Raw genomic sequence first — 24260 nt, 5'->3', positions numbered from 1 at the left:
TCCGCATGACGCGGGCGTCCGGCTTCGGCGCCCGCTACCGGCGGGTGACGGCCGAACGCGGACGCCTGTGCGCGGGTATCGACCCGCACGCGGGTCTGCTGACCGACTGGGGCCTGGACGTGTCCGTCGACGGGTTGTCGCGGTTCGCCGACATCTGCGTCGAGGCGCTGGCCCCGTCGGCGGCGGTGATCAAGCCGCAGGTCGCCTTCTTCGAGCCGTTCGGCGCCGCGGGCTTCGCGGTGCTCGAACGGGTCATCGCGGGCTGCCGCGAGGCGGGTGCCCTGGTGATCGCCGACGCCAAGCGCGGTGACATCGGCTCGACCATGTCGGCGTACGCACAGGCGTGGTTGGCCGACGCCTCACCGCTATGCGCCGACTCGGTGACCGCCTCGCCGTACCTCGGCTACGAATCGCTGCGCCCGGCGCTTGACCTGGCGCGGGCGGGGGAACGCGGCGTGTTCGTCCTCGCGCGAACCTCCAATCCGGAGGGCGGAGACGTGCAGCAGGCGCGGACGGGGGAGCGGACGGTCGCCCAGTCGATCGTCGATGCCGCGGCGGCCGAGAACGCCGACGGCACCGCGACCGCCGGCCTCGTCGTGGGTGCGACCCGCGAGCACGGACTCGACCTGGCCGACCTGAACGGCCCGATCCTGGCGCCGGGTCTGGGTGCTCAGGGAGCCACCGCCGAGGATCTGAAGGCGGTCTTCGCCGGCGCCGACCCCGGGTGGGTGCTGCCGGCGAGTTCGCGCGGAGTGCTCCGCGCCGGTCCAGACGTCAACGCACTGCGCGACGCGTTCGTCCGGGCGCGCGACGAGATCGAGACCGCGCTGGGCTGAGGCGACCGCCCGGTTCCGTGCGACGCCGCGACACGCGCAAAGCGTCGTCGAATTCCAGACGAATCTGGTCACACCACTCCAGTCACATCTGTCTCAGTACGTCGATCGCTCGATTGCAAGTATTTCGCATTGCTATCGATCTAGTTCACCGGCGCCACTGTCGTGACCTGCGGGTATGATGTAAAACCCGTCGTCAGAGCGGTGCAACACCGAGTGGAGCGCCGGCGTGCCGGGCCGAAGTGCTGCGGTGCACTACAACATGAGAAAACACCGCGAAAACGGGGGGTCGCGCTCGCAAATGCCTGATCACGTGGGTACGGTCGCATTCGCCGCCAACAATCGGCGGTGCCGGACGGGTACCCCACCCGACCGCATCGTTGCGAAGACGACGCAGCGCCGCCAGCGTGGCAACAGCCGTCGGACGCCTCACGGCGGACGATGACAGTCCCAATCAAGAACGAAAGACGGAGGAACCCGTGGCCCTTCCCCAGTTGACTGACGAGCAGCGCGCCGCTGCGTTGGAGAAGGCAGCTGCCGCTCGTCGCGTCCGCGCTGAGCTCAAGGAGCGCCTGAAGCGCGGTGGCACCGATCTCCAGCAGGTGCTCAAGGACGCCGAGAACGACGAGATCCTGGGCAAGATGAAGGTCTCGGCACTGCTCGAGGCCCTGCCCAAGGTCGGCAAGGTCAAGGCTCAGGAGATCATGACCGAGCTGGAGATCGCCCCGACCCGCCGCCTGCGCGGTCTCGGCGACCGTCAGCGCAAGGCTCTGCTCGAGAAGTTCAGCTCCTGAACGTGAGCAATGCAACCGAACACGGCAGCGTGACGGTCTCGTGGGACCGGCGGTGACCAACCGGCCGGATACCGCGGGAGCCGCACGCACGAGGGGTCGACTGATCGTTTTGGTCGGCCCCTCGGCCGTCGGCAAGTCCACCGTGGTCGCCAGGGTGCGCGCCGCATTGCCGGACCTGTACTTCAGCGTCTCGGCGACGACCCGCGCAGCGCGTCCCGGTGAGGTCGACGGCCGCGACTACCACTTCGTCTCGGCCGAGGACTTCGACCGGATGATCGCCGGCGACGAGCTCTTGGAGTGGGCCGAGATCCACGGTGGCCTGCAGAGATCGGGTACCCCGCTCGCGCCCGTCCTCGCCGCTCTGGAGGCCGGTAAACCCGTTCTGGTGGAGGTCGACCTCGTCGGTGCGCGCAACGTCGTCACCCGTCTGCCCGAGGCGACCACCGTCTTCCTCGCCCCGCCGAGCTGGGACGAACTCGTCGCCCGGCTGACCGGCCGCGGCACCGAGAGCCCCGAGGCGATCGAGCGCCGGCTCGCCACCGCGAAGGTCGAGATGGCCGCCCAGGATGAGTTCGACCACGTCATCGTGAACAGCGAAGTCGACCGAGCGGCCTCCGACTTGGTATCCTTGCTGGTCGGACCTGAGCAGCCCACCGCGCCCGCGACCTGACCAGCCTCTCTGACATCCCAGACCTCGACGCAGGAGTTTGTGTGACCACCCCGACCAATTTCGACATCACCGAGATCGCCGACGCACCGGCATACGACACACCGCTGGGTATCACCAATCCGCCGATCGACGATCTCCTCGAGCGCGCCTCGTCGAAGTACGCCCTCGTCATCTACGCCGCCAAGCGTGCGCGCCAGATCAACGACTACTACAACCAGCTCGGTGACGGCATCCTCGAGTACGTCGGCCCGCTGGTCGAGCCCGGCCTCCAGGAGAAGCCGCTGTCGATCGCGCTCCGCGAGATCCACTCCGATCTGCTCGAGCACACCGAGGGCGAATAGTCGCGGCGTCGGGGATGACCACACCGACCAAGACACGACGCCGAATCCTCATCGGCGTCGGTGGAGGCATCGCCGCATACAAGGTGTGCTCGGTGATCCGCCACTTCACCGAGTCCGGGCACGACGTCCGCGTGGTGCCGACCCCGGCAGCCCTCGAGTTCGTCGGCAAGGCCACCTTCGAGGCGCTCAGCGGTAACCCGGTCAGCACCACCGTCTTCGACGACGTCGACGAGGTCGCGCATGTGCGTCTGGGCCAGGGCGCCGACCTCGTGATCATCGCGCCGGCGACCGCGGACCTCATGGCCCGCGCTGCTCAGGGACGCGCCGACGATCTGCTCACCGCATCGCTGCTCACCGTGCGGTGCCCGGTGCTGTTCGTGCCGGCCATGCACACCGAGATGTGGGAGCACCCGGCCACCCAGGCCAACATCGCGACCCTGCGCGAACACGGTTCGACCGTCATGACCCCGGCGTCCGGTCGCCTGACCGGCACCGACTCCGGCCGCGGTCGTCTCCCGGACCCGCAGGAGATCGCCCTCATCGGCGAGCTGCTCCTCGACCGCGCCGACGCGCTTCCGTACGACCTCGCCGGTGTCCGAGTGCTGATCAGTGCCGGCGGCACCCGCGAACCGCTCGATCCGGTGCGCTACCTGGGCAATCACAGCTCGGGCAAGCAGGGTTTCGCCCTGGCCCGGGCAGCTGCACAGCGTGGGGCGAGCGTCACCGTCGTCGCCGGTTCGACGACCGACCCGGGTGACCCCGCCGGCGTGCACATCGTCCGGATCTCGAACGCCCAGGAACTCTCCGAGGAGATGACCAAGCGCGCGGCCGACGCCGATGTCGTCATCATGGCCGCCGCCGTGGCCGACTTCCGGCCCGTCGCGGTGGCCGACGCCAAGATCAAGAAGGGCGATCAGGGTCCGGCCCCGATCGAGCTGACCACCAACCCGGACATTCTCCGCGGGCTCGTCGAGGCGCGGGACGACGGCCGTATCCCCTCGGAGACCGTCATCGTCGGATTCGCCGCCGAGACCGGCGACGAGACCGGCGGGGTCCTCGACCACGGTCGCGCAAAGCTCGCCCGCAAGGGTTGCGACCTGCTGGTGGTGAACGCGGTCGGCGACGGCAAGGCGTTCGGCACCGAGGACAACACCGGCTGGCTGCTGTCGGCCAAGGGTGACGAGACCGCGCTGCCCTTCGGGTCGAAAACACTCATGTCGAGTCGAATACTTGACGAAGTGCGACAACTGGTGCCTGATGGTCCGGGGGCCTGAGCGGCACCGCAGCGAAACCGACCGCTGTGTAGTTTTGAAGTGACTCCCACCGGCCACGACGACCGGACGATACCTGCCAAACGGCGCCGGAAGATCCGCGCGCGAGATCTCGAGAGGATCTGATGACCACCTCGTCACGCCTGTTCACGAGCGAATCCGTCACCGAGGGGCATCCCGACAAGATCTGTGACGCGATCAGCGACTCGATCCTCGACGCCATCCTCACCGACGACCCCAACGCGCGGGTCGCGGTGGAGACGCTGGTGACCACCGGCCAGGTCCACGTCGCGGGTGAGGTCACGACCACCGCGTACGCAGACATCCCCGGCATCGTCCGGGCCAAGATCCTCGAGATCGGTTACGACTCCTCCACCAAGGGCTTCGACGGCGCGTCGTGCGGCGTCAACGTCGCGATCGGCGCCCAGTCGCCGGACATCGCCGGCGGCGTCTTCAACTCCCACGAGAGCCGCAGCGGTATCTCCGAGGACGAGATCGACAGCCAGGGCGCCGGCGACCAGGGCCTGATGTTCGGTTACGCCACCAACGAGACCCCCGAGCTGATGCCGGTGCCGATCGCGCTGGCCCACCGTCTCTCCCGTCGTCTCACCGAGGTCCGCAAGGACGGCACGCTGCCGTACCTGCGTCCCGACGGCAAGACCCAGGTCACCATCGAATACGACGGTGACACCCCGGTCCGCCTCGACACCGTCGTCCTGTCGACCCAGCATGCGGCCGACATCGACCTCGACAACCTCCTCGCTCCCGACATCAAGAAGCAGGTCGTCGACGCGGTGCTCGCCGACATCGACCTGCCGACCCTCGACACCTCCGACTACCGACTGCTGGTCAACCCGACCGGCAAGTTCGTCCTCGGCGGCCCGATGGGTGATGCCGGCCTGACCGGACGAAAGATCATCGTCGACACCTACGGCGGCATGGCCCGCCACGGCGGCGGCGCCTTCTCCGGCAAGGACCCGTCGAAGGTCGACCGCAGCGCCGCCTATGCGATGCGCTGGGTCGCCAAGAACGCGGTCGCCGCCGGCCTGGCAAATCGCATCGAGGTCCAGGTGGCCTACGCGATCGGCAAGGCCGCGCCGGTCGGCCTGTTCGTCGAGACCTTCGGCACCGAACACGTCGACCCCGCGGTCATCGAGCGGGTCATCAAGGAGAACTTCGACCTGCGTCCGCTCGCGATCATTCGCGACCTGGACCTGCTGCGCCCGATCTACGGCCCGACCGCCGCGTACGGCCACTTCGGTCGTACCGACGTCGATCTGCCGTGGGAGCGGACCGACCGCGCGGACAAGCTGCGCGCGGCCGCCGGTCTCTGACCCCGAAGGGCGCAGTCCCTGCCCCCGAAAGGCGCACGGGTCCCGGCTGATTCGCTGCCGGTGGCCCGTGTTCTGCCCATTCTCGGACTCGCACACCTCGACCGGCCGTTCGACTACCTGATCGACTCCGATCAGGATGCGACGGCGGTTCCCGGTGTGCGGGTCCGTGTTCGGTTCTCCGGTCGTCTCGTCGACGGGTACCTGCTCGACCGGATCGAGAAGAGCGATCACCCCGGCAAACTGGGGTGGCTCGACCGGGTCGTATCCGCCGAACCGGTCCTGTCGCCGGAGTTGGCGACGCTGTGCCGTGCGGTCGCCGATCGCTACGCCGGCACGATGGGAGACGTTGTCCGTCTGGCGATCCCGCCGCGACATGCGCGGACCGAGAAGGAGACGACACCCGAGCCCGCGACTGTCGTCGAGGCGCCCGATCTGGAGGCGTGGTGTCGCTATCCACTGGCCGAATCGTTCCTCGAGGCGCTCGCCGACGGCGGGCACCCGCGGGCGGCGTGGCAGGCCCTGCCGGGTGAGGACTGGCCGCGTCGGCTCGCCGAACTCGCCGCGGCGACCCTGGCGGCCGGACGCGGATGCATCATCGTCGTGCCCGACCAGCGGGACCTCGACCGGGTGTGGGCGGAATGCGAGCCACTCATCGGCGATCGGGGAGTGGCTCTGGCCGCCGGGCTCGGGCCCACCGCGCGGTACCGCCGCTGGCTGGCCGCACGCCGGGGTGCGGCGAAGCTCGTGATCGGCACGCGCAGTGCGGTTTTCGCGCCGGTCGCCGACCTCGGTCTGGTGGTCGTCTGGGACGACGGCGACGACAGCATGGCCGATCCGCGGGCGCCGTATCCGCACCCGCGGGAAGTCGCGGTGCTGCGGTCGCACCAGGAACGCTGCGGACTCATCCTCGGCGGCTTCGCCCGGACGGCGGAGGCGCAGGCGCTCGTCGCATCGGGCTGGGCACACGACCTCGTCGCCGACCGTCCGCTCGTCCGCCACCGCAGCCCACGGGTGCAGGCCATCTCCGACGACGACCGCCAGATCGCGCGCGATCCGATGGCGAGGTCCGCACGCATCCCCGAGGTCGCCTTCGATGCGGCCCGTTCGGCGTTCGCCGCCGACCAGCCGGTGGTGTTCAGCGTTCCGCGCCGCGGTTACGTGCCGTCGCTGGCGTGTACCCGGTGCCGGGAACACGCGCGGTGTCGTGCCTGCAACGGACCCGTGCAGATGGACGGCCACCAACGTCTGAGTTGCCGATGGTGTGGCCGCCCGGAGCGATCGTTCCGCTGCCCCGAGTGCGGCAACACGAAGGTGCGGGCGACGGTCACCGGCGCCCGACGGACCGCCGAGGAACTCGGACGCGCCTTCGCGGGCGTGCCGGTCCACACCAGTGGCGGAGACACCATCATCGACGAGATCGAGCCCGGCGCACGGCTCGTCGTCGCGACACCGGGGGCCGAACCGGTCGCCCCGGACGGCTACGGGGCGGCGATCGTCGTCGACACGTGGGCACAACTCGACCGAGCCGATCTTCGTGCGGAGGAACACGCGGTGCGACGCTGGATGGCGCTGGCCGGCATGGTCCGACCGCACGGCGACGGAGGTCGCGTGGTGATCGTCGCCGACTCGACGCTGGCGCCGGTCCAGGCGCTGATCCGTTGGGATCCGGTCGGTTTCGCATCGCTGCAGCTGAATCAGCGTGTCGAACTGGGCTTCCCGCCGGCGGTCACGATGGCGTCGGTGGACGGTCCGACGCAGGTGATCACCGACTTCGTCGAACATCTCGAACTACCCGAGGGGTCGGACGTGCTCGGGCCCGTGCCGCTTCCACCGGGAGTGCGGCCGCCGGCCGGTAGCGCCGAGTGGGAGGCCGCCGCGGACGACGAGATGGACCGCATCCTGGTGCGGTTGCCGCGCAAGCACGGACGGCTCCTCGCGCAGGCTCTCGCCGCGGGGCAGGCGCGGCGCAACACGCACCGGCAGACCGGGCCGATCCGGGTTCAGGTGGACCCGCCTACGATCGGATGAATGCGCATCGTTTTCGCCGGCACCCCCGAGGTGGCCGTGCCGTCGTTGCAGGCCCTGCTGGACTCGCCGTCGCATGAGGTCGTCGGCGTCATCACCCGGCCCGACGCGGTGTCGGGGCGTGGTCGCAAGGTCGTGCGGTCACCGATCGGCGTGCTCGCCGACGAGCACGGCCTGGAGGTGATCACCCCGCGACGGATGTCCGAGCCGGAGGTCGCCGAGGTTCTGCGACGCTGGGCCCCGGATTGCGGTGCGGTGGTGGCCTACGGCGGACTCGTGCCGGAGGATCTTCTCGCGCTCCCGACCCACGGCTGGATCAACCTGCATTTCTCGGTGCTGCCGGCCTGGCGTGGCGCCGCGCCGGTGCAGGCAGCGATCGCCGCGGGCGACGAGGTGACCGGTGCGAGCACCTTCCGCCTGGAGAAGGGTCTCGACACCGGGCCGGTGTTCGGCGTCCTCACCGAGACCATCCGGCCCACCGACACCAGCGGTGACCTCCTCGGGCGTCTGGCCGAGGCCGGGTCGGGTCTACTGGTGAACACGCTCGACGGCATCGAGGCCGGGGGACTCGTCCCGGAACCGCAGACCGCTGCCGGTGTAAGCCACGCGCCGAAGGTCGAGGTCGAGGACGCGCGGATCCGCTGGGATCTGCCCGCGCACATCATCGATCGCCTCATTCGCGCCTACACCCCGGCACCCGGTTCGTGGACGAGTCTCGATGAAGCCAGGATCAAGGTGGGCCCCGTGCGGCCCGTCGCCGACGACGACACGTCGCTGCCGGAACCGGTACGCGCGGAGCCACTGGCCGCGGGGGTCATCGCGGTGACCAAGAAGGCGGTGTTCGTCGGTACCGGTTCGACGCCGGTACGACTCGGCACCGTTCAGCCGCCCGGTAAGAAGCCGATGCCGGCCGCCGACTGGGCCCGTGGCGCCCGACTCACCGATGGGACGGTGCTGGGATGAGTACAGATCGACGACCGAACCAGGGCAAGCGCGACAACAGCTCCGCGAAGTTCCGCCAGAAGGATCTGGACCCGGCGCGTGTCGCGGCCCGGGACACCCTGCGCGCGATCCGTGAGCGTGACGCCTACGCGAATCTGGTTCTCCCGAAGATGCTGCGGGACCGCAGGATCGAAGGTCGCGACGCGGCCTTCGCGACCGAACTCGCCTACGGCACGGCGCGGGCCCAGGGGCTGCTGGATGCAGTGATCGCCTCGGCGGCCAAGCGTCCCGTCGGCGAGATCGACGGCCCGGTGCTCGATGTACTGCGGTTGGGCGCTTACCAATTGCTGCGTACGCGCGTCGGATCCCATGCCGCGGTGTCGACGTCGGTGGACCTGGTGCGTTCCGAGAACGGGATGGGACCTTCGGGTTTCGCGAATGCCGTGCTGCGCAAGGTGTCGCAGAAGACCGAGGAGATGTGGGTCGACGAGCTCGCGCCGTCGCCGGCCGAGGATCTCGTCGGCTACCTGGCCTTCCAGTACGCGCATCCCCGCTGGATAGCGGAAGTGTTCCGGGATGCGCTCGGCGGCTCGGCCGGCCAGTTGCAGGCGGCACTCGCTGCCGACGACGAACGTCCGCCCGTACATCTGGTCGCCCGGCCGGGTTACATCACCGCCGAGGAGCTGGCGCTGACCAGCGGGGGAGAGGAAGGCAGGTTCTCGCCGTATTGCGTGTATCTGCCGAGCGGTGATCCGGGCGACGTGGATGCGATCCGTGAGGGATATGCCGGTGTGCAGGACGAGGGCAGCCAGCTGATCGCGCGCGCGGTGACGGTCGCCGAGGTCGCCGACGACTCCGGCCGCTGGCTCGACATGTGCGCCGGACCCGGCGGCAAGGCCGCGCTGATCGGCGCGCTCGCCGACATCGACGGCGCCCGGCTGGACGCGATCGAGGTGTCGAAGCATCGCGCCGAGCTGATCCGCAAGGTCGTCAGCGACCTCCCGGTGACCATCCATGTCGCCGACGCCCGGTCGAGTGGCCTCGAACCGGGATACGACCGCATCCTGCTCGACGCGCCATGTTCCGGGCTCGGCTCGCTGCGTCGCCGGCCCGAATCGCGTTGGCGCCGAACCGCTGCCGACGTCGACGAGCTCGTCGTGCTGCAGAAGCAGTTGCTGACCGAGGCGCTTCGGCTCGTGAAACCCGGTGGAATCGTGGTCTATTCGACCTGTTCGCCGCACCCGGCCGAGACCACCGCCGTGGTCGCCGACGTGCTGGCCTCGGTCGACGGTGCCCGCCAGCTCGACGCCCGCCCGCTGGTGACCGTCGGAGAGCTCGGACCGGAACTGCTCGGCGATGGTCCGCATGTGCAGTTGTGGCCGCACGTCCACGGCACCGACGCGATGTTTATGGCGGCGCTCACGAGGGACTAGAGGTCAGTGTCCTGCTGACCCTGTCACTGCTGCGACGCCTTGGTAGTCGGCGACCGCGGCTTGGCCGGTCGGTTCGTATTCGAGGATCAGGAGTCCTGCGGGCGTTGCCGTTTGGTGTGTCAGTCGAAATCCGAGGCTGGTTGCGTTGCGACCGAACAACTGTCGGCCGGTGCCGAGCGCTGTCGGGGCGACGACCAGGCGTAGCGCGTCGACGAGACCGGCTTCGAGGAGCGACCCGGCGAGGGTGTTGCTGCCGTGGACCTGAAGTTCGCGGCCAGACTTCGATCGCATGGTTGACACCGCTGCCACTGCATCCCCGCCGAGGAGAGTTGCGGGCCCCCACGGGAGTTCGGTGAGCGTGCTGCTCACGACGTACTTGGGTAGGCCGTTCATCCGTTCCGTGAACGGGTCTCCGGGGTCGGTGATCTGCGGCCAGTCGCGGGCGAAGGCCTGGTAGGTTCGACGCCCCAGGAGCAGTCCGTCGGCGAGGTCGAGCCACGCCGATGCCTTCCGGATGAAGGTCTCGTCCATGTGCGGCACGAGCCATCCGCCGGCGGAGAAGCCGTCGGAGGTGTCCTCGTCGGCCGATCCGGGTCCCTGGGTGACGCCGTCGAGAGTCATGAATTCGGTGATGGTGATCTTCATTGCCGGGCCTCGCTTTCCACCAGTTCGGTGAGCGCGGCGGTCACCGAGCCCCAGCCGTCGTAGAAGCCGAGTTCATGATGTCGGTCGCGATCGGATGGATTGCCGTGGCGCACGACGACGCTGTACTCGGTTCCGTCGGTGTGTTCGGCGAAGGTGATCTCGGCGGTCATGGGGACCGGTGCCGGTTCCGCGGGTCGCCAGGAGCTGTCGATCGCGTTGGTGAACACCAGACGCTCGGTGGCGTCGACGACGAGGAAGACGGCGTCCATGTGCGGGATGAAGGTCTCCCCGTCGTCGCTCATCTGCGTGACCAGGGCGCCGCCGGGGCGTGGCTCGAGTCGTTCGACTCGGGTGACGGTCGGGGAGGGCGTCCACCATTTCGCAAGCTGCTCGGGTCGGGTCCACGCATTCCAGATTCGTTGTCGCGGTGCGCGGATGATGCGTTGCAGGGTCAGGTCGAGTTCGGGGTCGATCATGATGTCTCCTCTGGTTCGGTGACGAAGGCTTCGAGTCGGTCGGTGCGTTCGGTCCAGACGATGCGCTGGTGTTCGAGCCAGGTCTGCAGGCGTCGCAGGCGTCGCCGGTCGAGCGTGCACATCCGCGTTCGGCCGGTCTTCTTGGTCATGACCAGTCCGCTCTCCTCGAGGACCTTCAGGTGCTTCATGAAGGAGGGGAGCGTCATGGGGAAGGGGCCGGCGAGTTCTCCGACTGTCGCGGGGCCGCGCCCGAGTCGCTCTACGACGGCGCGGCGGGTCGGGTCCGCCAGCGCACCGAAGATCTCGTCGAGCGTGACCGAACTGTTTGCCATGTGGCTAAGTGTTGCATGATTGGTCGCTGAACTCAACGGCTAAGTGATCTGGGTGAGGAGTGGTTGTGGAAAGGCACGGCGGAGCAGTGAGTATTCAGGTACTATCGAACGTATGTACGAAACCGATGTAGCGGAAACGCGGAGGCCGGCAACGGGCGACTTGCGCGCTCTCGTGAGCCTCCTTGCCGGCATGGCTGCGGGGGCTGGCGAGGCCGAGTCGGTGGAGCGGCTGACTCTGCTCGAGGAGATCAAGTCGGCGTGCACTGCGGCCCAGGTGCGTGAGACCGCGAATCTCGACCGGCTGCGTGCGGACGACGAGGCCGCGCGCAATGTTCCGCAACCGCGCCGGGGTCGAGGGCTCGCCGCCGAAGTCGGCTTGGCGCGCAAGGCCTCACCGCAGAAGGGGAGTCAGTACCTCGGATTCGCTCGTGCTCTGGCGCACGAGATGCCGCACACGATGGCCGCACTCACGGACGGGGTGTTGACAGAATGGCGAGCCACGATCCTCGTCCGCGAAACCGCTTATCTGACTCGCGAATCGCGGGAGGAGATCGACCGGCGGGTGTGTGGCGATCCGGAGGCGCTGGTGGGCGCCTCGGACCGAGAGATCGAAGCGCGGGCGAAGCGTCACGCGTACGAACTCGAGCCGGCGGCGGTGGTTGCGCGAAAGGCCAAGGCCGAGAGAGATCGTCGAGTCAGCGTACGATCTGCACCGGATCTGATGACCAAGCTGTCGGCGCTGTTGCCGATGACGCAGGGGATCTCGGTGTATGCCGCGCTCAAGAAGCACGCCGATTCGGTGCTCGGTGCGGACGATCGCACCCACGCCCAGATCATGGCCGACACGCTGGTCGAACGCGTAACCGGTCGCGCTGCCGCAGAGCCGGTTCCGGTGTCGGTGGATGTCGCCATGTCCGATGAGTGTCTGCTCGGGCTGAACGATTCGGCCGCGGAAGTGAGGGGGTATGGGCCGATCCCGGCAGCAGTGGCACGGGAACTTGTCGCCGCCTCGGTTTCGCCGGACGGTGAGACCGCCTCGACGCTGCGTCGTCTCTATGCACGTCCGTCCGATGGTGCGTTGGTGACGATGGAGTCCCGTTCCCGCGGATTCCCTCCCGCACTCGCGCACTTCATCCGGTTACGAGATCAGCGGTGCCGCACTCCGTACTGCGGTGCGCCCATCACGGAGATCGATCACGCGAAACCCCATCGTCACGACGGCCCCACGAGCGAGGCCAACGCCGACGGCATCTGCGTCACCCACAATCGTGCGAAAGAGGCCGATGGCTGGACATATTCGGTCCGCGTGGCCGGCGACATCCGGGTCATCGACGTCATCACTCCGACCGGTGCACGACATCGGAGTACGGCACCGCCGGCCGTCGGGCATCGAGACCCTGAACAAAGCGTCATCGAAACGAAGCTGCTGCAGTTGCTCGCGGTGGCCTGAGTCTTCGGTCGAGTCCGGGTTGTGGATGACACTTCCCGACATTCGTAGGCTCGTATTAGGTTGTCTGATGTGGCGTGTCGTCATGGGCGTCTGCGCCGAGGACGGGGGAACGGACCTGATGGCGGATCGTTTTGGGAGAGCCCATTTCGTCGGGTGCTTACTCGTTGCGGCTATTGCGCTCGTAGTTGCGGGTTGCGCCACGAGCCGCCTGGTTTTATGTCGGATTGAGAGCCAGTCCATGGCGTCGGACGGGAGAACCGTGCCGACATCGTGGCGTGCGATTCTCTTCCCCCGAACCCGGATCTGCCCGCTGTGGGTGTCGAAGAGGGATTGCAGCCCTGGCCGACGCTGCCCCCATTTCCCGGGTGGCCGGCCAGCGGGGTCTGAGACACCCGAGCGCTTTCGTCCGCAGACCCCACCTCGCCCTACACTTGTCCACCATGTGCACCGCCGGTAACGCGCCCATGATCGCCCCGTCCATCCTTTCCGCGGACTTCGCGAATCTCGCCGACGAGGCGGCGGCCGTTGCCAAGCCCGGAGCCACCCGTGCCGACTGGTTGCACGTCGATGTCATGGACGCGCACTTCGTGCCGAACCTGACCCTGGGTCTGCCGATCGTCGAGAGCCTGCTGAAGGCGACCGACATCCCGCTCGACTGCCATCTGATGATCGAGAACCCAGAGCGCTGGGCGCCGCCTTATGCCGAGGCCGGCGCGTACAACGTCACCTTTCACGCGGAGGCGACCGAGAACCCGATCGGCGTCGCCCGCGACATCCGCGCCGCCGGCGCGAAGGCCGGCCTGTCGCTCAAGCCGGGTACCCCGCTCGATCCCTATCTGGAGATCCTCCGCGACTTCGACACCCTGCTGATCATGAGTGTCGAACCCGGCTTCGGCGGACAGAAGTTCATGCCCGAGGTCCTCGAGAAGGCCCGCGCCATCCGCAAGTTCATCGACGCCGAGGACCTGAGGCTGCTCGTCGAGATCGACGGCGGCATCAACGCCGACACCATCGAAGAAGCCGCCGAGGCCGGAATCGACTGCTTCGTCGCCGGCTCGGCCGTCTATGGTGCCGCCGACCCTGGCCAGGCCGTCGCCGCCCTACGCGAATCCGCCGCCCGGGCGCGCGCCAAGAGCGACGTCTGACGCACCTCGTGGACATCGCCGCCGCCATGGATCGCGCCGTCGAGGCGTCGTATGCGGCCATGGGTGTCAGCTCGCCCAATCCTCCTGTCGGAGCAGTGATCCTGGCGGCCGACGGCACCCTGGCGGGCGTCGGTGCGACCCAACCGCCGGGCGGCCCGCATGCCGAGGTGATGGCACTGCGCGCGGCCGGCGAGGCAGCGCGGGGTGGTACCGCGATCGTCACGCTCGAGCCCTGCAACCACACCGGACGCACCGGGCCGTGTTCGCAGGCACTCATCGAAGCGGGCGTTGCCGAGGTCCACTACGCGGTCGGTGACCCCAACCCGGTCGCCGCGGGCGGCGCCGACACCCTGCGAGTTGCCGGCGTCCGGGTGACCGGGGGAGTCGCGGCCGACACCGTGGAGAACGGTCCACTGCGTCCGTGGCTCACCCGACAGCGGCTCGGGCGGCCGATGGTCACCGCCAAGATCGCCGCCGGCATCGACGGCCGGATCGCCGCACCCGACGGCACCAGTCAGTGGATCACCGGTCCCGAAGCGCGCGACCACGCCCACCGGCAGCGCGCACGCCTTGACGCCATCGTGATCGGCACCGGCACCGCACTCGCCGACAACCCCACACTCACCGCCCGCACCTCCGCCGGCGGCCTCTACCCACAGCAGCCGGCACGCGTGGTGCTCGGACACCGCGACCTGCCCGCCGACGCCAACCTCCGCGACGACACCGGAGGGCCGCTGGTCCTGGTCCGATCACATGACCCAGCCGACGTCCTCGCCGCACTTCCCGACGCGCTCTGGGTCCTGGTGGAGGGCGGCCCGCACATCCTGGGCGCCTTCTTCGACGCCGGGCTCGTCGACGAGGTGCACGCCTACGTGGCGCCGATGGTGCTGGGCGCCGGTCGTAGCTCCGTCGAGATACCCGGGGTCATCACGCTCGCCGACGCCAAGAGGTTCCGCACCGTGCACACGACGACGCTCGGCGATGACGTCTTGATCACACTCGCACGGCGTTCGCCGACGATCCGGCAGGACTGAGCAGGCCGAGATGAGCGACACACCGACAGGCATCCATTTCACTCAGCGAAATCGCAATGCGACGCCGTTCTTGCATCGTGCTAGCGTCGATATCACCAGTTCTCGGGGCGGGGTGAAATTCCCCACCGGCGGTGATGAGGGTGCGGTGGATACGCATCTTCCAGCCCGCGAGCGCCTGTCGAACGGCAGGGACAGCAGATTCGGTGAGATTCCGGAGCCGACGGTCACAGTCCGGATGCGAGAGAACAGGCGACACAGTGCCGCCCTGTCTGCTCCGAGCGAGCAGGAGGAGTGCGTGTTCACCGGAATCGTGGAAGAACTCGGCGTCATCGCCGACCGCGAGGATCTCTCTGATGCAGCCCGCTTCACCGTGCGGGGACCCATCGTCACCGCCGACGCGGGCCACGGCGACTCCATCGCGGTCAACGGCGTGTGTCTGACCGTCGTCGACCTCCGTCCCGGCGAGTTCACCGTGGACGTGATGGGTGAGACGCTGCGCCGCAGCTCCCTGTCCGACCTCGCCGCGGGGAGCACCGTCAATCTCGAGCGCGCCATGCCCGCGAACGGGCGTTTCGGCGGCCACATCGTGCAGGGCCACGTCGACGGGACCGGTCGCGTCCTGTCCGTCAGTCCGTCGGAGAACTGGACGGTCGTGCGGATCGGCGTCCCGGACAAGCTGACCCGCTACCTCGTCGAGAAGGGGTCGATCACCGTCGACGGGGTGTCGCTGACCGTCTCGTCGGTGGGCGGATCGGGTGACGACTCGTGGTTCGAGATCTCCCTGATCCCCACCACCCTCAACGAGACCAACCTCGGTGCCACCACGCCGGGCACCGTGGTCAACCTCGAGGTCGACGTGATCGCGAAGTACGTGGAGCGCCTTCACCTGGGCTCCGAACACAGAGATGTCCCTGCGCTTGATGTCCCTGCGCTTGATGTGACAGAGGCGAAATGAGCACAACGAGTGAGGTTCTGATGAACGAATCGCCGCGCGACGGTGACGACGTGACCAGTGGTGAGGGAGTCACGTTCGACACGATCGAACGGGCCATCGCCGACATCGCCGCGGGCAAGGCCGTCGTCGTGGTCGACGACGAGGACCGCGAGAACGAGGGCGACCTGATCTTCGCGGCCGAGATGGCCACCCCGGAACTCGTCGCCTTCATGGTGCGCTACACCTCGGGCTACCTGTGCGTCCCGCTCGACGGCGACGCCTGCGACCGCCTCGGCCTGCCACCGATGTACTCGATGAACCAGGACAAGCACGGCACCGCCTACACCGTGACCGTCGACGCCCGCGAGGGCATCGGCACCGGGATCAGCGCCTCGGACCGCGCCACCACGATGCGTCTGCTCGCCGACCCGGCGGCCACGGCCGGCGACTTCACCCGTCCCGGACACGTCGTCCCGCTGCGGGCCAAGGAGGGCGGCGTGCTGCGTCGTCCCGGCCACACCGAGGCCGCCGTCGACCTGGCCCGCCTCGCCGACCTCGCACCGGCAGGCGTCATCTGCGAGATCGTCAGCCAGAAGGACGTGGGCTCGATGGCCCGCACCGACGAGCTGCGCGTCTTCGCCGACGAACATGACCTCGCGCTGATCTCGATCGCCGACCTCATCGCGTGGCGCCGCCGCCACGAGAAGCACGTCGTGCGCGTCGCCGACGCCCGGATCCCCACCCGCCACGGCGACTTCCGCGCCGTCGGCTACTCCAGCGTCTACGACGACGTCGAGCACGTCGCCCTGGTGAAGGGCGACATCGCCGGCGAGGACGGCGAGGGACACGACGTCCTGGTTCGTGTGCACTCGGAGTGCCTGACCGGCGATGTCTTCGGCTCGCTGCGCTGCGACTGCGGTCCGCAGCTCGACGCCGCGATGGAGATGGTGGCCGCCGAAGGCCGCGGCATCATCCTGTACATGCGCGGCCACGAGGGACGCGGCATCGGCCTGCTGCACAAGCTGCAGGCCTACCAGCTGCAGGACGCCGGCGCCGACACCGTCGACGCCAACCTGGAACTGGGCCTGCCCGCCGACTCCCGCGACTATGGCCTCGGCGCCCAGATCCTCGTCGATCTCGGGGTCACGTCGATGCGGCTGCTCACCAACAACCCGGCCAAGCGCGTCGGCCTCGACGGCTACGGCCTGCACATCGTCGACCGCGTGCCGATGCCGGTGCGCGCCAACGCCGAGAACCTGCGCTACCTTCGCACCAAGCGCGACCGGATGGGACACGACCTCGTGGGCCTCGACGATCACGCGCATCCCAGCGACGACGCATCCGAAGGAGCCCCCGCATGAGCGGCCACGGAGAACCGACCCTCGAACTCGCCGACGCCGGCACGCTCCGGCTGGCGATCGTGTCGTCGCAGTGGCACGAGAAGATCTGCGGCGCACTGCTCGACGGTGCGCTCCGGGCGGCCGACGAGAACGGTGTCACCGAGCCCACCGTCGTGCAGGTCGCCGGTGCGATCGAACTGCCGGTCATCGTGCAGGCGCTCGCCCGCACCCATGACGCCGTCGTCGCGCTCGGTGTCGTGATCAAGGGCGAGACACCGCATTTCGAGTACGTGTGCGACGCGGTGACCGCCGGGCTGACCCGCGTCTCGCTCGACGAGTCGACCCCCGTCGGCAACGGTGTGCTGACGGTGCTGACCGAGGACCAGGCGATCGCGCGGTCCGGCCTGCCCGGCTCGACCGAGGACAAGGGCGCGCAGGCGACCGTCGCCGCGCTGGCCTCGGCACTGACTCTTCGTGCACTGCAACGCGGCGAAGCCCTGCCGACTGCGGTCGGAGGAGCATCGGCGTGACCTCCCCTCGTTGGGACCTGGTGTACCGGCCGCGCAAGCTGCCGCGATACGCGATCGCGGCAGCCGTCGTGATCATGGCGATCCACACCACCTTCGGGCTGCTGCTGACGATCGACGACGTCGGCGTCCGTAACCTCGGCGGCGCCGACCAGGTCGCGATCATCCTCATCGGTGTCCTGTTCACGGGCGCCGCCCTGCTGCTGACCCGGCCGCGGTTGCGTGTCGGCCCCGACGGCGTCGAGGTGCGCAACCTGGTACCCACGCGCCTGTTCACCTGGGACAAGGTCCTCGGACTGACCTATCCGGAGAAGGGGTTCGGCGCCTGGCTGCTGTTCCCGTCCGACGAACACATCACCGTGCTGGCGGTCCAGGCGGGCGACGGTCCGCGGGCCATCGAGGCGATGGCGCGGTTCCGCGAGCTCGAAGAGCGCTATCGCGGGACCGTCCGACCCGCCAACTAGCCTGGAACACGTGGCCGACCCGACTACCTACCGTCCTGCTCACGGAACCATCCCGACCGATCCTGGGGTGTACAAGTTCCGTGACGAGCACGGTCGTGTCATCTACGTGGGCAAGGCCAAGAACCTCCGGTCACGCCTGACGTCGTACTTCGCCGACATCGCCTCGCTGCATCCGCGCACCCGCCAGATGGTGACGACGGCGGCGTCGGTCGAGTGGACCGTCGTGGGCACCGAGGTGGAGGCACTCCAGCTCGAATACAACTGGATCAAGGAATTCGATCCGCGGTTCAACGTCCGCTACCGCGACGACAAGACCTATCCGATGCTGGCCGTCACCCTCAACGAGGAGTACCCGCGGCTGTTCGTCTACCGCGGTCCGCGGCGCCGCGGCGTGCGCTACTTCGGGCCGTACTCCCACGCATGGGCGATCCGAGAGACCGTCGACCTGCTGACGCGGGTGTTCCCCGCGCGGACCTGCTCGGCGGGCGTGTTCAAGCGGCATCAGCAGATCGACCGTCCGTGCCTGCTGGGCTACATCGACAAATGTGCCGCGCCGTGCATCGGCCGGGTCGACGCCGAGGAACACCGCGAGATCGTCGAGGACTTCTGCGACTTCCTGGCCGGCCGCACCGACCTGCTGATCCGCAAGCTGGAACGTGACATGACGGTTGCGGCCGAGGACCTCGACTTCGAGCGCGCGGCCCGCCTGCGCGACGACATCGGCGCACTGCGGCGTGCCATGGAGAAGCAGGCCGTGGTGCTCGGAGACGGCACCACCGCCGACGTCGTCGCGGTCGCCGGCGACGAACTCGAGGTGTCGGTCCAGGTCTTCCACGTGCGCGACGGCCGCGTCCGAGGTCAGCGAGGCTGGGTCGTCGAACGCAGCGACAACGGGACCGACGGCGATGTCATCGGCGACTTCATCACCCAGTTCTACGGTGCGCAGGTCGATTTCGACGCCACGGTCGACGTGGGTGAGGACCGCGCTCACGGCGAGTCGGTGCCGCGTGAGGTGCTGGTCCCCGAATTACCGGCCAACGCAGCCGAACTCGAGGAATGGCTGTCCGGACTGCGGGGGAGCAGGGTCACCCTGCGGGTGCCGCAGCGCGGTGACAAGAAGGCGCTGTTCGAGACCGTCGCCCGGAACGCCGGGGAATCGCTCACACAGCACAAGCTCCGACGCGCCGGCGACCTGACCACCCGGTCGGCCGCGCTCACCGAGCTTCAGGAGTCCTTGATGCTCGACCAGGCGCCGCTGCGCATCGAGTGCGTCGACATCTCACATGTGCAGGGCACCGACGTGGTCGCCTCCCTCGTCGTGTTCGAGGACGGCCTGCCGCGCAAGTCCGACTACCGGCACTATTCGATCCGCCACGCCGCGGGTGACGGCCATTCCGACGACGTCGCGTCGATCGCCGAGGTCACCCGCCGCCGGTTCCTGCGTCACCGTGCCGACCGCGACGCACCACCACCGGAGTCGGGGGAGGTCGGCGCCGAGCCCCAGACCCCCGCGCAGCCACGGAAGTTCGCGTATCCGCCCAACCTGTTCGTCGTCGACGGCGGTGCGCCACAGGTGCATGCGGCGGCGGCGGTCCTCGACGAACTGGGGGTCACCGACGTCTCGGTGATCGGCCTCGCCAAACGCCTCGAAGAGGTGTGGGTGCCCGGCGAGGACGACCCCATGATCCTGCCGCGCAGCAGCCAGGCCCTGTTCCTGCTGCAACGTGTACGCGACGAGGCGCACCGGTTCGCCATCACCTTCCACCGCAGCAAGCGAAGCAAGCGGATGACCGAGTCGGTGCTCGACGGCATCCCGGGTCTCGGGAAGACGCGACGCACCGCGCTGGTGACGCACTTCGGATCGGTCGCGCGTCTGCGTGAGGCATCCTTGGAGGAGATCGCCAAGGTACCCGGGATCGGCCTGACCACCGCGCGTGCCGTGCAGACCGCACTCGGCGGTGACATGGTTGCAGAGACGGTGTCGCCGGTGATGAGCGAGACCGTGAACGAGGCAGAGATGACGGTGGTGACCGGTGACGCGGGACGGGGTGTCGATGAGTGAGCGGGCCGAGGCCGAACACGACGAGAGGCCGGCCGATGGCACGTCCGACGCGGCGCCGGACGAACTGACCGTCCTGTTCGTCACGGGCATGTCCGGCGCGGGTCGCTCGACGGCGGCCAACGTACTCGAGGACGACGGCTGGTACGTCGCCGACAACGTTCCGCCCTCACTGATCTCGACGATGGTCGGGATGGTCCGCGAGAGCGATCCCACGATCACTCGTCTCGCCATGGTGCTGCGTGCTTCCGACCCCAACCTCGCCCATGAACTCGAGCAGCTGCGGGACAGCCTCGGACAGTCGGGGATTCGTACCCGTCTGCTGTACCTCGACGCGAGCGAGGAGGCACTGGTCCGCCGGTTCGAACAGGTTCGTCGCCGACACCCGTTGCAGGGCAAGGAGACCCTCGTCGAGGGCATCGCCCGCGAACGTGCGATCCTGGCGCCCATCAAGAACGTCGCGGACCTCGTCGTGGAGACCTCGGGGCTGACCGCGGCCAAGTTGCGTTCCGTGGTGGAGGGTGTGGCACCCGGTGACACCGAACCGCGGCTGAGCATCGCGGTGCAGTCCTTCGGCTTCAAGTACGGATTGCCCATCGACTCCGATCTCGTCGCCGACGTACGGTTCCTGCCCAATCCGCACTGGATCGACGAACTGCGCGACCACAACGGTCGGGAGGCGCCGGTCCGCGATTACGTCCTCGGTCAGCCCGACGCCGGTGACTTCCTCGACCTCTACACCGGCCTGGTGTCCATCGTCGGTCGCGGCTACCTGCGGGAAGGCAAGCGCTACATGACGATCAGTGTCGGCTGCACCGGCGGTAAACATCGCAGTGTCGCCATCTCCGAGGAGCTCGCCCACCGGCTCCGCAAGGCCGTCGACGACGCCGGCGCGGCCTCCTACGACGTGCGCGTGATGCACCGTGATCTGGGGCGCGAATGACCCAGAAGATCGTCGCCCTCGGAGGCGGCCACGGCCTGTACGCGACACTGACCGCGATGCGCTATCTGAGTACCGACATCACCGCGGTGGTGACGGTCGCCGACGACGGGGGATCGTCGGGCCGCCTGCGTGCGGAGCTCGGACTCATCCCGCCCGGTGATCTGCGAATGGCGCTGGCCGCGTTGATGTCTGCGCCGAAAGCCCTCGAGGACTTCCAGACCGCCGGAGATCCCGACACCCGACGACGCCACGAGCTGTGGGCGGAGGTGCTGCAACACCGCTTCGGTGGTCGCGGCGCACTCGCCGGACACCCCATCGGCAACCTGATGCTCGCCGGTCTCACCGAGGTCCTCGGCGACACCGTGGCCGCACTGCAGGAGCTGCGGTCGATGTTCGGGATCGTCGGACAGGTGCTGCCGATGTCGACCGTCCCGCTCGACATCGAGGCCGACGTGTCCGGGCTCGAGGCCGACCCGCGCATCAGCCGCGAGATCCGCGGTCAGGTCGCGGTCGCGACGACGCCCGGCAAGGTGCGCCGCGTGCGGTTGATCCCCGAGGATCCACCGGCCTGTGAAAGTGCGGTCGAGGCAATCGAATCCGCCGACCTGGTGATGCTCGGCCCGGGTTCCTGGTTCTCCAGCGTGATCCCGCATGTGCTGGTGCCGGAGCAGCTCAAGGCGTTGCAGCGCACCAGCGCCCGAAAGGTGCTCGCGGTCAACCTCGCACCCGAACCGGGGGAGACGCCCGGGTTCTCGGTGGAGCGGCATCTGCACGTCCTGCACGCCCATGCCGACACGTTCCGCGTCGACCACGTCCTGGTGGACGCGTCGTCGGTACCGGCCGGACGCGAACGCGAGCATCTCGTACGCGCGGCCGGACTGTTCGGCGCGGAACTGAACGTCGGCGATGTGGCGGTACCCGGCCGCCAGGTCCATGACCCGGCGAAAGTCGCCGCCGTGGTGAACGAACTGTGCGAAGGTGAATCGAACCGTTACTCTGACCGGGCGGACGCCTGAGCCAGGCGATGATTCGGCGTTTTCTCGAGGGACGTGTGGGCTGTTGACAGGAGGACAGGGACCGGTGGCGATGACGGCGGCGGTGAAAGACGAGCTGAGTCGCCTGTCGGTGACTCAGGTGAGTTGCCGGAGAGCCGAGGTGTCGGCGCTGCTGCGTTTCGCCGGCGGTCTGCACATCGTGGCGGGCCGCGTCGTGGTGGAGGCCGAGGTCGACATGGGCAATGTCGCGCGGCGCCTGCGACGCGAGATCCACGACCTCTTCGGCTACGGCTCGGACGTTCACGTCCTGCGCGGCGGCGGGCTGCGCAAGTCGGCGCGCTACATCGTGCGCATCACCAAGGACGGCGAGGGCCTCGCCCGGCAGACCGGCCTGCTCGACCTGCGTGGCCGCCCGGTGCGCGGCCTTCCGGCCCAGGTCGTCGGCGGTAGCGTCGCGGATGCCGAAGCCGCTTGGCGCGGAGCATTTCTCGCCCATGGATCGCTGACCGAGCCCGGGCGTTCGTCGGCGCTGGAGGTCAGCTGCCCCGGACCCGAGGCCGCGCTCGCGCTCGTCGGCGCAGCCCGCCGGCTCGGCGTCACCGCGAAGGCCCGCGAGGTCCGCGGCGCCGACCGTGTCGTGATCCGCGACGGCGAGGCGATCGGCGCGCTGCTCACGCGGATGGGTGCCCACGACACACGCCTGGTGTGGGAGGAACGCCGCATGCGCCGCGAGGTGCGTGCGACCGCCAACCGCCTCGCCAACTTCGACGACGCCAACCTCCGACGTTCGGCCCGCGCGGCGGTGGCCGCGGCCGCTCGCGTCGAACGCGCTCTGGAGATCCTCGGCGACGAGGTGCCCGATCACCTCGTGGCGGCGGGCCAGCTGCGCATCACCCACCGGCAGGCCTCTCTCGAGGAACTCGGCCAGCTCGCCGACCCGCCGATGACCAAGGACGCCGTCGCCGGACGCATCCGCCGTCTGCTGTCGATGGCCGACAAGAAGGCGCGCCAGGACGGCATCCCGGATACCGAGGCGGCGGTCACCTCGGAGCTCCTCGACGAAGCCTGAGCGGAGCGGGAAAGCCGACAGGCGGACCTGCGGTGTGCCGGACCGAACCCCTCCTACTAGGCTGAGGTCGACGTGTGCGGACCGGGGATCACTCGTGTGCCATCGGTGACCGCTCACGGCGCGGCCAGCAGGGCTTGACCCACAGGCCTGACCATGAATACCGCTAAGGAGCACAACTGTGACTGTTCGGGTAGGCGTCAACGGATTCGGCCGGATCGGCCGCAACTTTTTCCGTGCCGTCGAAGCGCAAAAGGCTTTGGGCACCACTGACATCGAGATCGTCGCGGTCAACGATCTCACCGACAACGCGACTCTCGCACACCTGCTGAAGTTCGACTCGATCCTCGGTCGTCTGCCCGAAGACGTCAGCCTCGAGGGCGACGACACCATCGTGGTGGGCGACAAGAAGATCAAGGCGCTCGAGGTCAAGGAAGGCCCCGCCGCGATCCCGTGGGGCGACCTGGGTGTCGACGTCGTCGTCGAGTCGACCGGCATCTTCACTGCACGCGCCAAGGCCCAGGGTCACCTGGACGCCGGCGCCAAGAAGGTCATCATCTCGGCCCCCGCGTCGGATGAGGACATCACCATCGTCATGGGCGTCAACGACGACAAGTACGACGGCAGCCAGAACATCATCTCGAACGCCTCGTGCACCACGAACTGCCTCGGCCCGCTGGCCAAGGTCCTCAACGACGAGTTCGGCATCGTCAAGGGCCTCATGACCACGATCCACGCCTACACCCAGGACCAGAACCTGCAGGACGGTCCGCACAAGGATCTGCGTCGCGCCCGCGCCGCCGCCATCAACATCGTGCCCACCTCGACCGGTGCCGCCAAGGCCATCGGCCTGGTGCTGCCGGAGCTGAAGGGCAAGCTCGACGGCTACGCCCTGCGTGTGCCGATCCCCACCGGCTCGGTCACCGACCTCACCGCGCAGCTGGCCAAGACGGCCACCGCCGATGAGATCAACGCCGCGCTCAAGGCCGCTGCCGAGGGCCCGCTGAAGGGCATCCTGAAGTACTACGACGCCCCGATCGTCTCCTCCGACATCGTCACCGACCCGCACAGCTCGCTGTTCGACGCCGGCCTGACCAAGGTCATCGACGATCAGGCCAAGGTCGTGTCCTGGTACGACAACGAGTGGGGCTACTCGAACCGCCTCGTCGACCTCATCGGTCTCGTCGGCAACTCGCTCTAGTCCACT

Annotated in this window: 24 protein-coding genes and 1 riboswitch; of the genes, 21 read left to right on the top strand and 3 right to left on the bottom strand. The window is 68.6% G+C overall.

The genetic code is table 11. The annotated features are described in order from the left end of the window. The first annotated feature begins 5 nt into the window (after nt 1–5). The 9 genes from pyrF to NWF34_RS00240 all read left to right on the top strand — a co-directional run bounded on the left by pyrF (nt 6) and on the right by NWF34_RS00240 (nt 9643). Nucleotides 6–836 (top strand): orotidine-5'-phosphate decarboxylase, encoded by an 831-nt coding sequence (gene pyrF / locus NWF34_RS00280; protein WP_258323993.1) that lies wholly within the window; start codon nt 6–8, stop codon nt 834–836. Between the two features lie 476 nt (nt 837–1312). Next, complete coding sequence (gene mihF, locus NWF34_RS00275) at nt 1313–1627, top strand: integration host factor, actinobacterial type (RefSeq protein ID WP_004021989.1); 315 nt, start codon at nt 1313–1315, stop codon at nt 1625–1627. Between the two features lie 40 nt (nt 1628–1667). Beyond that, the gene (gmk, locus tag NWF34_RS00270; RefSeq protein ID WP_258323992.1) at nt 1668–2297 is read left to right on the top strand and encodes a guanylate kinase; all 630 of its coding nucleotides are present in this window, start codon (nt 1668–1670) and stop codon (nt 2295–2297) included. A 41-nt stretch (nt 2298–2338) separates the two neighbouring features. After that, nucleotides 2339–2638 (top strand): DNA-directed RNA polymerase subunit omega, encoded by a 300-nt coding sequence (gene rpoZ / locus NWF34_RS00265; protein WP_006436300.1) that lies wholly within the window; start codon nt 2339–2341, stop codon nt 2636–2638. 14 nt (nt 2639–2652) lie between these two features. Further along, complete coding sequence (coaBC, locus tag NWF34_RS00260; protein ID WP_258323991.1) at nt 2653–3912, top strand: bifunctional phosphopantothenoylcysteine decarboxylase/phosphopantothenate--cysteine ligase CoaBC; 1260 nt, start codon at nt 2653–2655, stop codon at nt 3910–3912. Between the two features lie 122 nt (nt 3913–4034). After that, nucleotides 4035–5243: a methionine adenosyltransferase gene (gene metK, locus NWF34_RS00255; protein ID WP_258323990.1), complete on the top strand. Its 1209-nt coding sequence runs from the start codon at nt 4035–4037 to the stop codon at nt 5241–5243. A 60-nt stretch (nt 5244–5303) separates the two neighbouring features. After that, nucleotides 5304–7271 (top strand): primosomal protein N', encoded by a 1968-nt coding sequence (locus NWF34_RS00250; protein WP_258323989.1) that lies wholly within the window; start codon nt 5304–5306, stop codon nt 7269–7271. After that, nucleotides 7272–8231, top strand: coding sequence for a methionyl-tRNA formyltransferase (gene fmt / locus NWF34_RS00245; RefSeq protein WP_258323988.1), 960 nt, complete (start codon nt 7272–7274; stop codon nt 8229–8231). It abuts the gene before it with no gap. After that, on the top strand, nt 8228–9643 hold the full coding sequence (locus tag NWF34_RS00240) for an RsmB/NOP family class I SAM-dependent RNA methyltransferase (protein WP_258323987.1): 1416 nt from the start codon (nt 8228–8230) through the stop codon (nt 9641–9643). The genes fmt and NWF34_RS00240 overlap by 4 nt, the downstream gene beginning before the upstream one ends. A gap of 3 nt (nt 9644–9646) precedes the next feature. On the opposite strand, the gene NWF34_RS00235 is transcribed toward NWF34_RS00240, so the two are convergent. Genes NWF34_RS00235 through NWF34_RS00225 form a run of 3 tightly spaced genes read right to left on the bottom strand, consistent with a single transcriptional unit; the run spans nt 9647 to nt 11096 of the window. After that, a complete protein-coding gene (locus tag NWF34_RS00235) occupies nt 9647–10288 on the bottom strand; it encodes a dihydrofolate reductase family protein (RefSeq protein ID WP_258323986.1) in 642 nt (213 codons plus the stop codon). After that, complete coding sequence (locus tag NWF34_RS00230) at nt 10285–10764, bottom strand: SRPBCC domain-containing protein (RefSeq protein ID WP_258323985.1); 480 nt, start codon at nt 10762–10764, stop codon at nt 10285–10287. Before NWF34_RS00230 ends, NWF34_RS00235 begins: the two co-directional genes overlap by 4 nt. Then, complete coding sequence (locus NWF34_RS00225; RefSeq protein ID WP_258323984.1) at nt 10761–11096, bottom strand: helix-turn-helix transcriptional regulator; 336 nt, start codon at nt 11094–11096, stop codon at nt 10761–10763. Before NWF34_RS00225 ends, NWF34_RS00230 begins: the two co-directional genes overlap by 4 nt. Before the next feature lie 190 nt (nt 11097–11286). On the opposite strand from NWF34_RS00225, the gene NWF34_RS00220 reads away from it, so the two are divergent. The 12 genes from NWF34_RS00220 to gap all read left to right on the top strand — a co-directional run bounded on the left by NWF34_RS00220 (nt 11287) and on the right by gap (nt 24254). Then, nucleotides 11287–12546, top strand: a complete 1260-nt coding sequence (locus tag NWF34_RS00220) for a 13E12 repeat family protein (RefSeq protein WP_258323982.1) — start codon at nt 11287–11289, stop codon at nt 12544–12546. Nucleotides 12547–12986: 440 nt separating this feature from the next. Next, the gene (gene rpe / locus NWF34_RS00215) at nt 12987–13691 is read left to right on the top strand and encodes a ribulose-phosphate 3-epimerase (RefSeq protein ID WP_040004721.1); all 705 of its coding nucleotides are present in this window, start codon (nt 12987–12989) and stop codon (nt 13689–13691) included. An 8-nt stretch (nt 13692–13699) separates the two neighbouring features. Then, the gene (gene ribD / locus NWF34_RS00210) at nt 13700–14725 is read left to right on the top strand and encodes a bifunctional diaminohydroxyphosphoribosylaminopyrimidine deaminase/5-amino-6-(5-phosphoribosylamino)uracil reductase RibD (protein WP_258323981.1); all 1026 of its coding nucleotides are present in this window, start codon (nt 13700–13702) and stop codon (nt 14723–14725) included. 94 nt (nt 14726–14819) lie between these two features. Continuing rightward, nucleotides 14820–14976: riboswitch (FMN riboswitch) on the top strand. Nucleotides 14977–15020: 44 nt separating this feature from the next. Beyond that, nucleotides 15021–15680: a riboflavin synthase gene (locus NWF34_RS00205; protein ID WP_258323980.1), complete on the top strand. Its 660-nt coding sequence runs from the start codon at nt 15021–15023 to the stop codon at nt 15678–15680. Between the two features lie 20 nt (nt 15681–15700). Then, the gene (locus NWF34_RS00200; RefSeq protein ID WP_096273936.1) at nt 15701–17020 is read left to right on the top strand and encodes a bifunctional 3,4-dihydroxy-2-butanone-4-phosphate synthase/GTP cyclohydrolase II; all 1320 of its coding nucleotides are present in this window, start codon (nt 15701–15703) and stop codon (nt 17018–17020) included. Beyond that, the gene (gene ribH, locus NWF34_RS00195; RefSeq protein ID WP_258323979.1) at nt 17017–17529 is read left to right on the top strand and encodes a 6,7-dimethyl-8-ribityllumazine synthase; all 513 of its coding nucleotides are present in this window, start codon (nt 17017–17019) and stop codon (nt 17527–17529) included. The genes NWF34_RS00200 and ribH overlap by 4 nt, the downstream gene beginning before the upstream one ends. Further along, nucleotides 17526–17990, top strand: coding sequence for a PH domain-containing protein (locus NWF34_RS00190; RefSeq protein ID WP_258323978.1), 465 nt, complete (start codon nt 17526–17528; stop codon nt 17988–17990). The genes ribH and NWF34_RS00190 overlap by 4 nt, the downstream gene beginning before the upstream one ends. A gap of 10 nt (nt 17991–18000) precedes the next feature. Beyond that, the gene (gene uvrC / locus NWF34_RS00185; RefSeq protein WP_258323977.1) at nt 18001–20052 is read left to right on the top strand and encodes an excinuclease ABC subunit UvrC; all 2052 of its coding nucleotides are present in this window, start codon (nt 18001–18003) and stop codon (nt 20050–20052) included. Next, nucleotides 20045–20992, top strand: coding sequence for an RNase adapter RapZ (gene rapZ / locus NWF34_RS00180; RefSeq protein ID WP_258323976.1), 948 nt, complete (start codon nt 20045–20047; stop codon nt 20990–20992). The genes uvrC and rapZ overlap by 8 nt, the downstream gene beginning before the upstream one ends. Then, nucleotides 20989–22008: a uridine diphosphate-N-acetylglucosamine-binding protein YvcK gene (gene yvcK, locus NWF34_RS00175; RefSeq protein ID WP_258323975.1), complete on the top strand. Its 1020-nt coding sequence runs from the start codon at nt 20989–20991 to the stop codon at nt 22006–22008. Before rapZ ends, yvcK begins: the two co-directional genes overlap by 4 nt. Nucleotides 22009–22078: 70 nt before the next feature. Beyond that, a complete protein-coding gene (gene whiA / locus NWF34_RS00170; RefSeq protein ID WP_174324723.1) occupies nt 22079–23056 on the top strand; it encodes a DNA-binding protein WhiA in 978 nt (325 codons plus the stop codon). Nucleotides 23057–23234: 178 nt separating this feature from the next. Continuing rightward, complete coding sequence (gene gap, locus NWF34_RS00165; protein ID WP_258323974.1) at nt 23235–24254, top strand: type I glyceraldehyde-3-phosphate dehydrogenase; 1020 nt, start codon at nt 23235–23237, stop codon at nt 24252–24254. Nucleotides 24255–24260: the final 6 nt, after the last annotated feature.

It is taken from the genome of Gordonia sp. GONU (assembly GCF_024733855.1).
In the GTDB taxonomy this organism is placed as follows: Bacteria; Actinomycetota; Actinomycetes; order Mycobacteriales; family Mycobacteriaceae; genus Gordonia; species Gordonia amicalis.
The sequence above is the reverse complement of the archived record's forward strand: the minus strand, read 5'-3'. Positions and strand labels throughout refer to the sequence as shown.

Bases quoted from the DNA above. Each gene is read 5' to 3' on its own strand.
- pyrF (WP_258323993.1), top strand. From the start codon at position 6: ATGACGCGGGCGTCCGGCTTCGGCGCCCGCTACCGGCGGGTGACGGCC.
- coaBC (WP_258323991.1), top strand. From the start codon at position 2,653: ATGACCACACCGACCAAGACACGACGCCGAATCCTCATCGGCGTCGGT.
- metK (WP_258323990.1), top strand. From the start codon at position 4,035: ATGACCACCTCGTCACGCCTGTTCACGAGCGAATCCGTCACCGAGGGG.
- fmt (WP_258323988.1), top strand. From the start codon at position 7,272: ATGCGCATCGTTTTCGCCGGCACCCCCGAGGTGGCCGTGCCGTCGTTG.
- NWF34_RS00240 (WP_258323987.1), top strand. From the start codon at position 8,228: ATGAGTACAGATCGACGACCGAACCAGGGCAAGCGCGACAACAGCTCC.
- NWF34_RS00235 (WP_258323986.1), bottom strand. From the start codon at position 10,288: ATGAAGATCACCATCACCGAATTCATGACTCTCGACGGCGTCACCCAG.
- NWF34_RS00230 (WP_258323985.1), bottom strand. From the start codon at position 10,764: ATGATCGACCCCGAACTCGACCTGACCCTGCAACGCATCATCCGCGCA.
- NWF34_RS00225 (WP_258323984.1), bottom strand. From the start codon at position 11,096: ATGGCAAACAGTTCGGTCACGCTCGACGAGATCTTCGGTGCGCTGGCG.
- NWF34_RS00220 (WP_258323982.1), top strand. From the start codon at position 11,287: ATGGCTGCGGGGGCTGGCGAGGCCGAGTCGGTGGAGCGGCTGACTCTG.
- rpe (WP_040004721.1), top strand. From the start codon at position 12,987: ATGTGCACCGCCGGTAACGCGCCCATGATCGCCCCGTCCATCCTTTCC.
- NWF34_RS00200 (WP_096273936.1), top strand. From the start codon at position 15,701: ATGAACGAATCGCCGCGCGACGGTGACGACGTGACCAGTGGTGAGGGA.
- ribH (WP_258323979.1), top strand. From the start codon at position 17,017: ATGAGCGGCCACGGAGAACCGACCCTCGAACTCGCCGACGCCGGCACG.
- rapZ (WP_258323976.1), top strand. From the start codon at position 20,045: ATGAGTGAGCGGGCCGAGGCCGAACACGACGAGAGGCCGGCCGATGGC.
- yvcK (WP_258323975.1), top strand. From the start codon at position 20,989: ATGACCCAGAAGATCGTCGCCCTCGGAGGCGGCCACGGCCTGTACGCG.
- whiA (WP_174324723.1), top strand. From the start codon at position 22,079: ATGACGGCGGCGGTGAAAGACGAGCTGAGTCGCCTGTCGGTGACTCAG.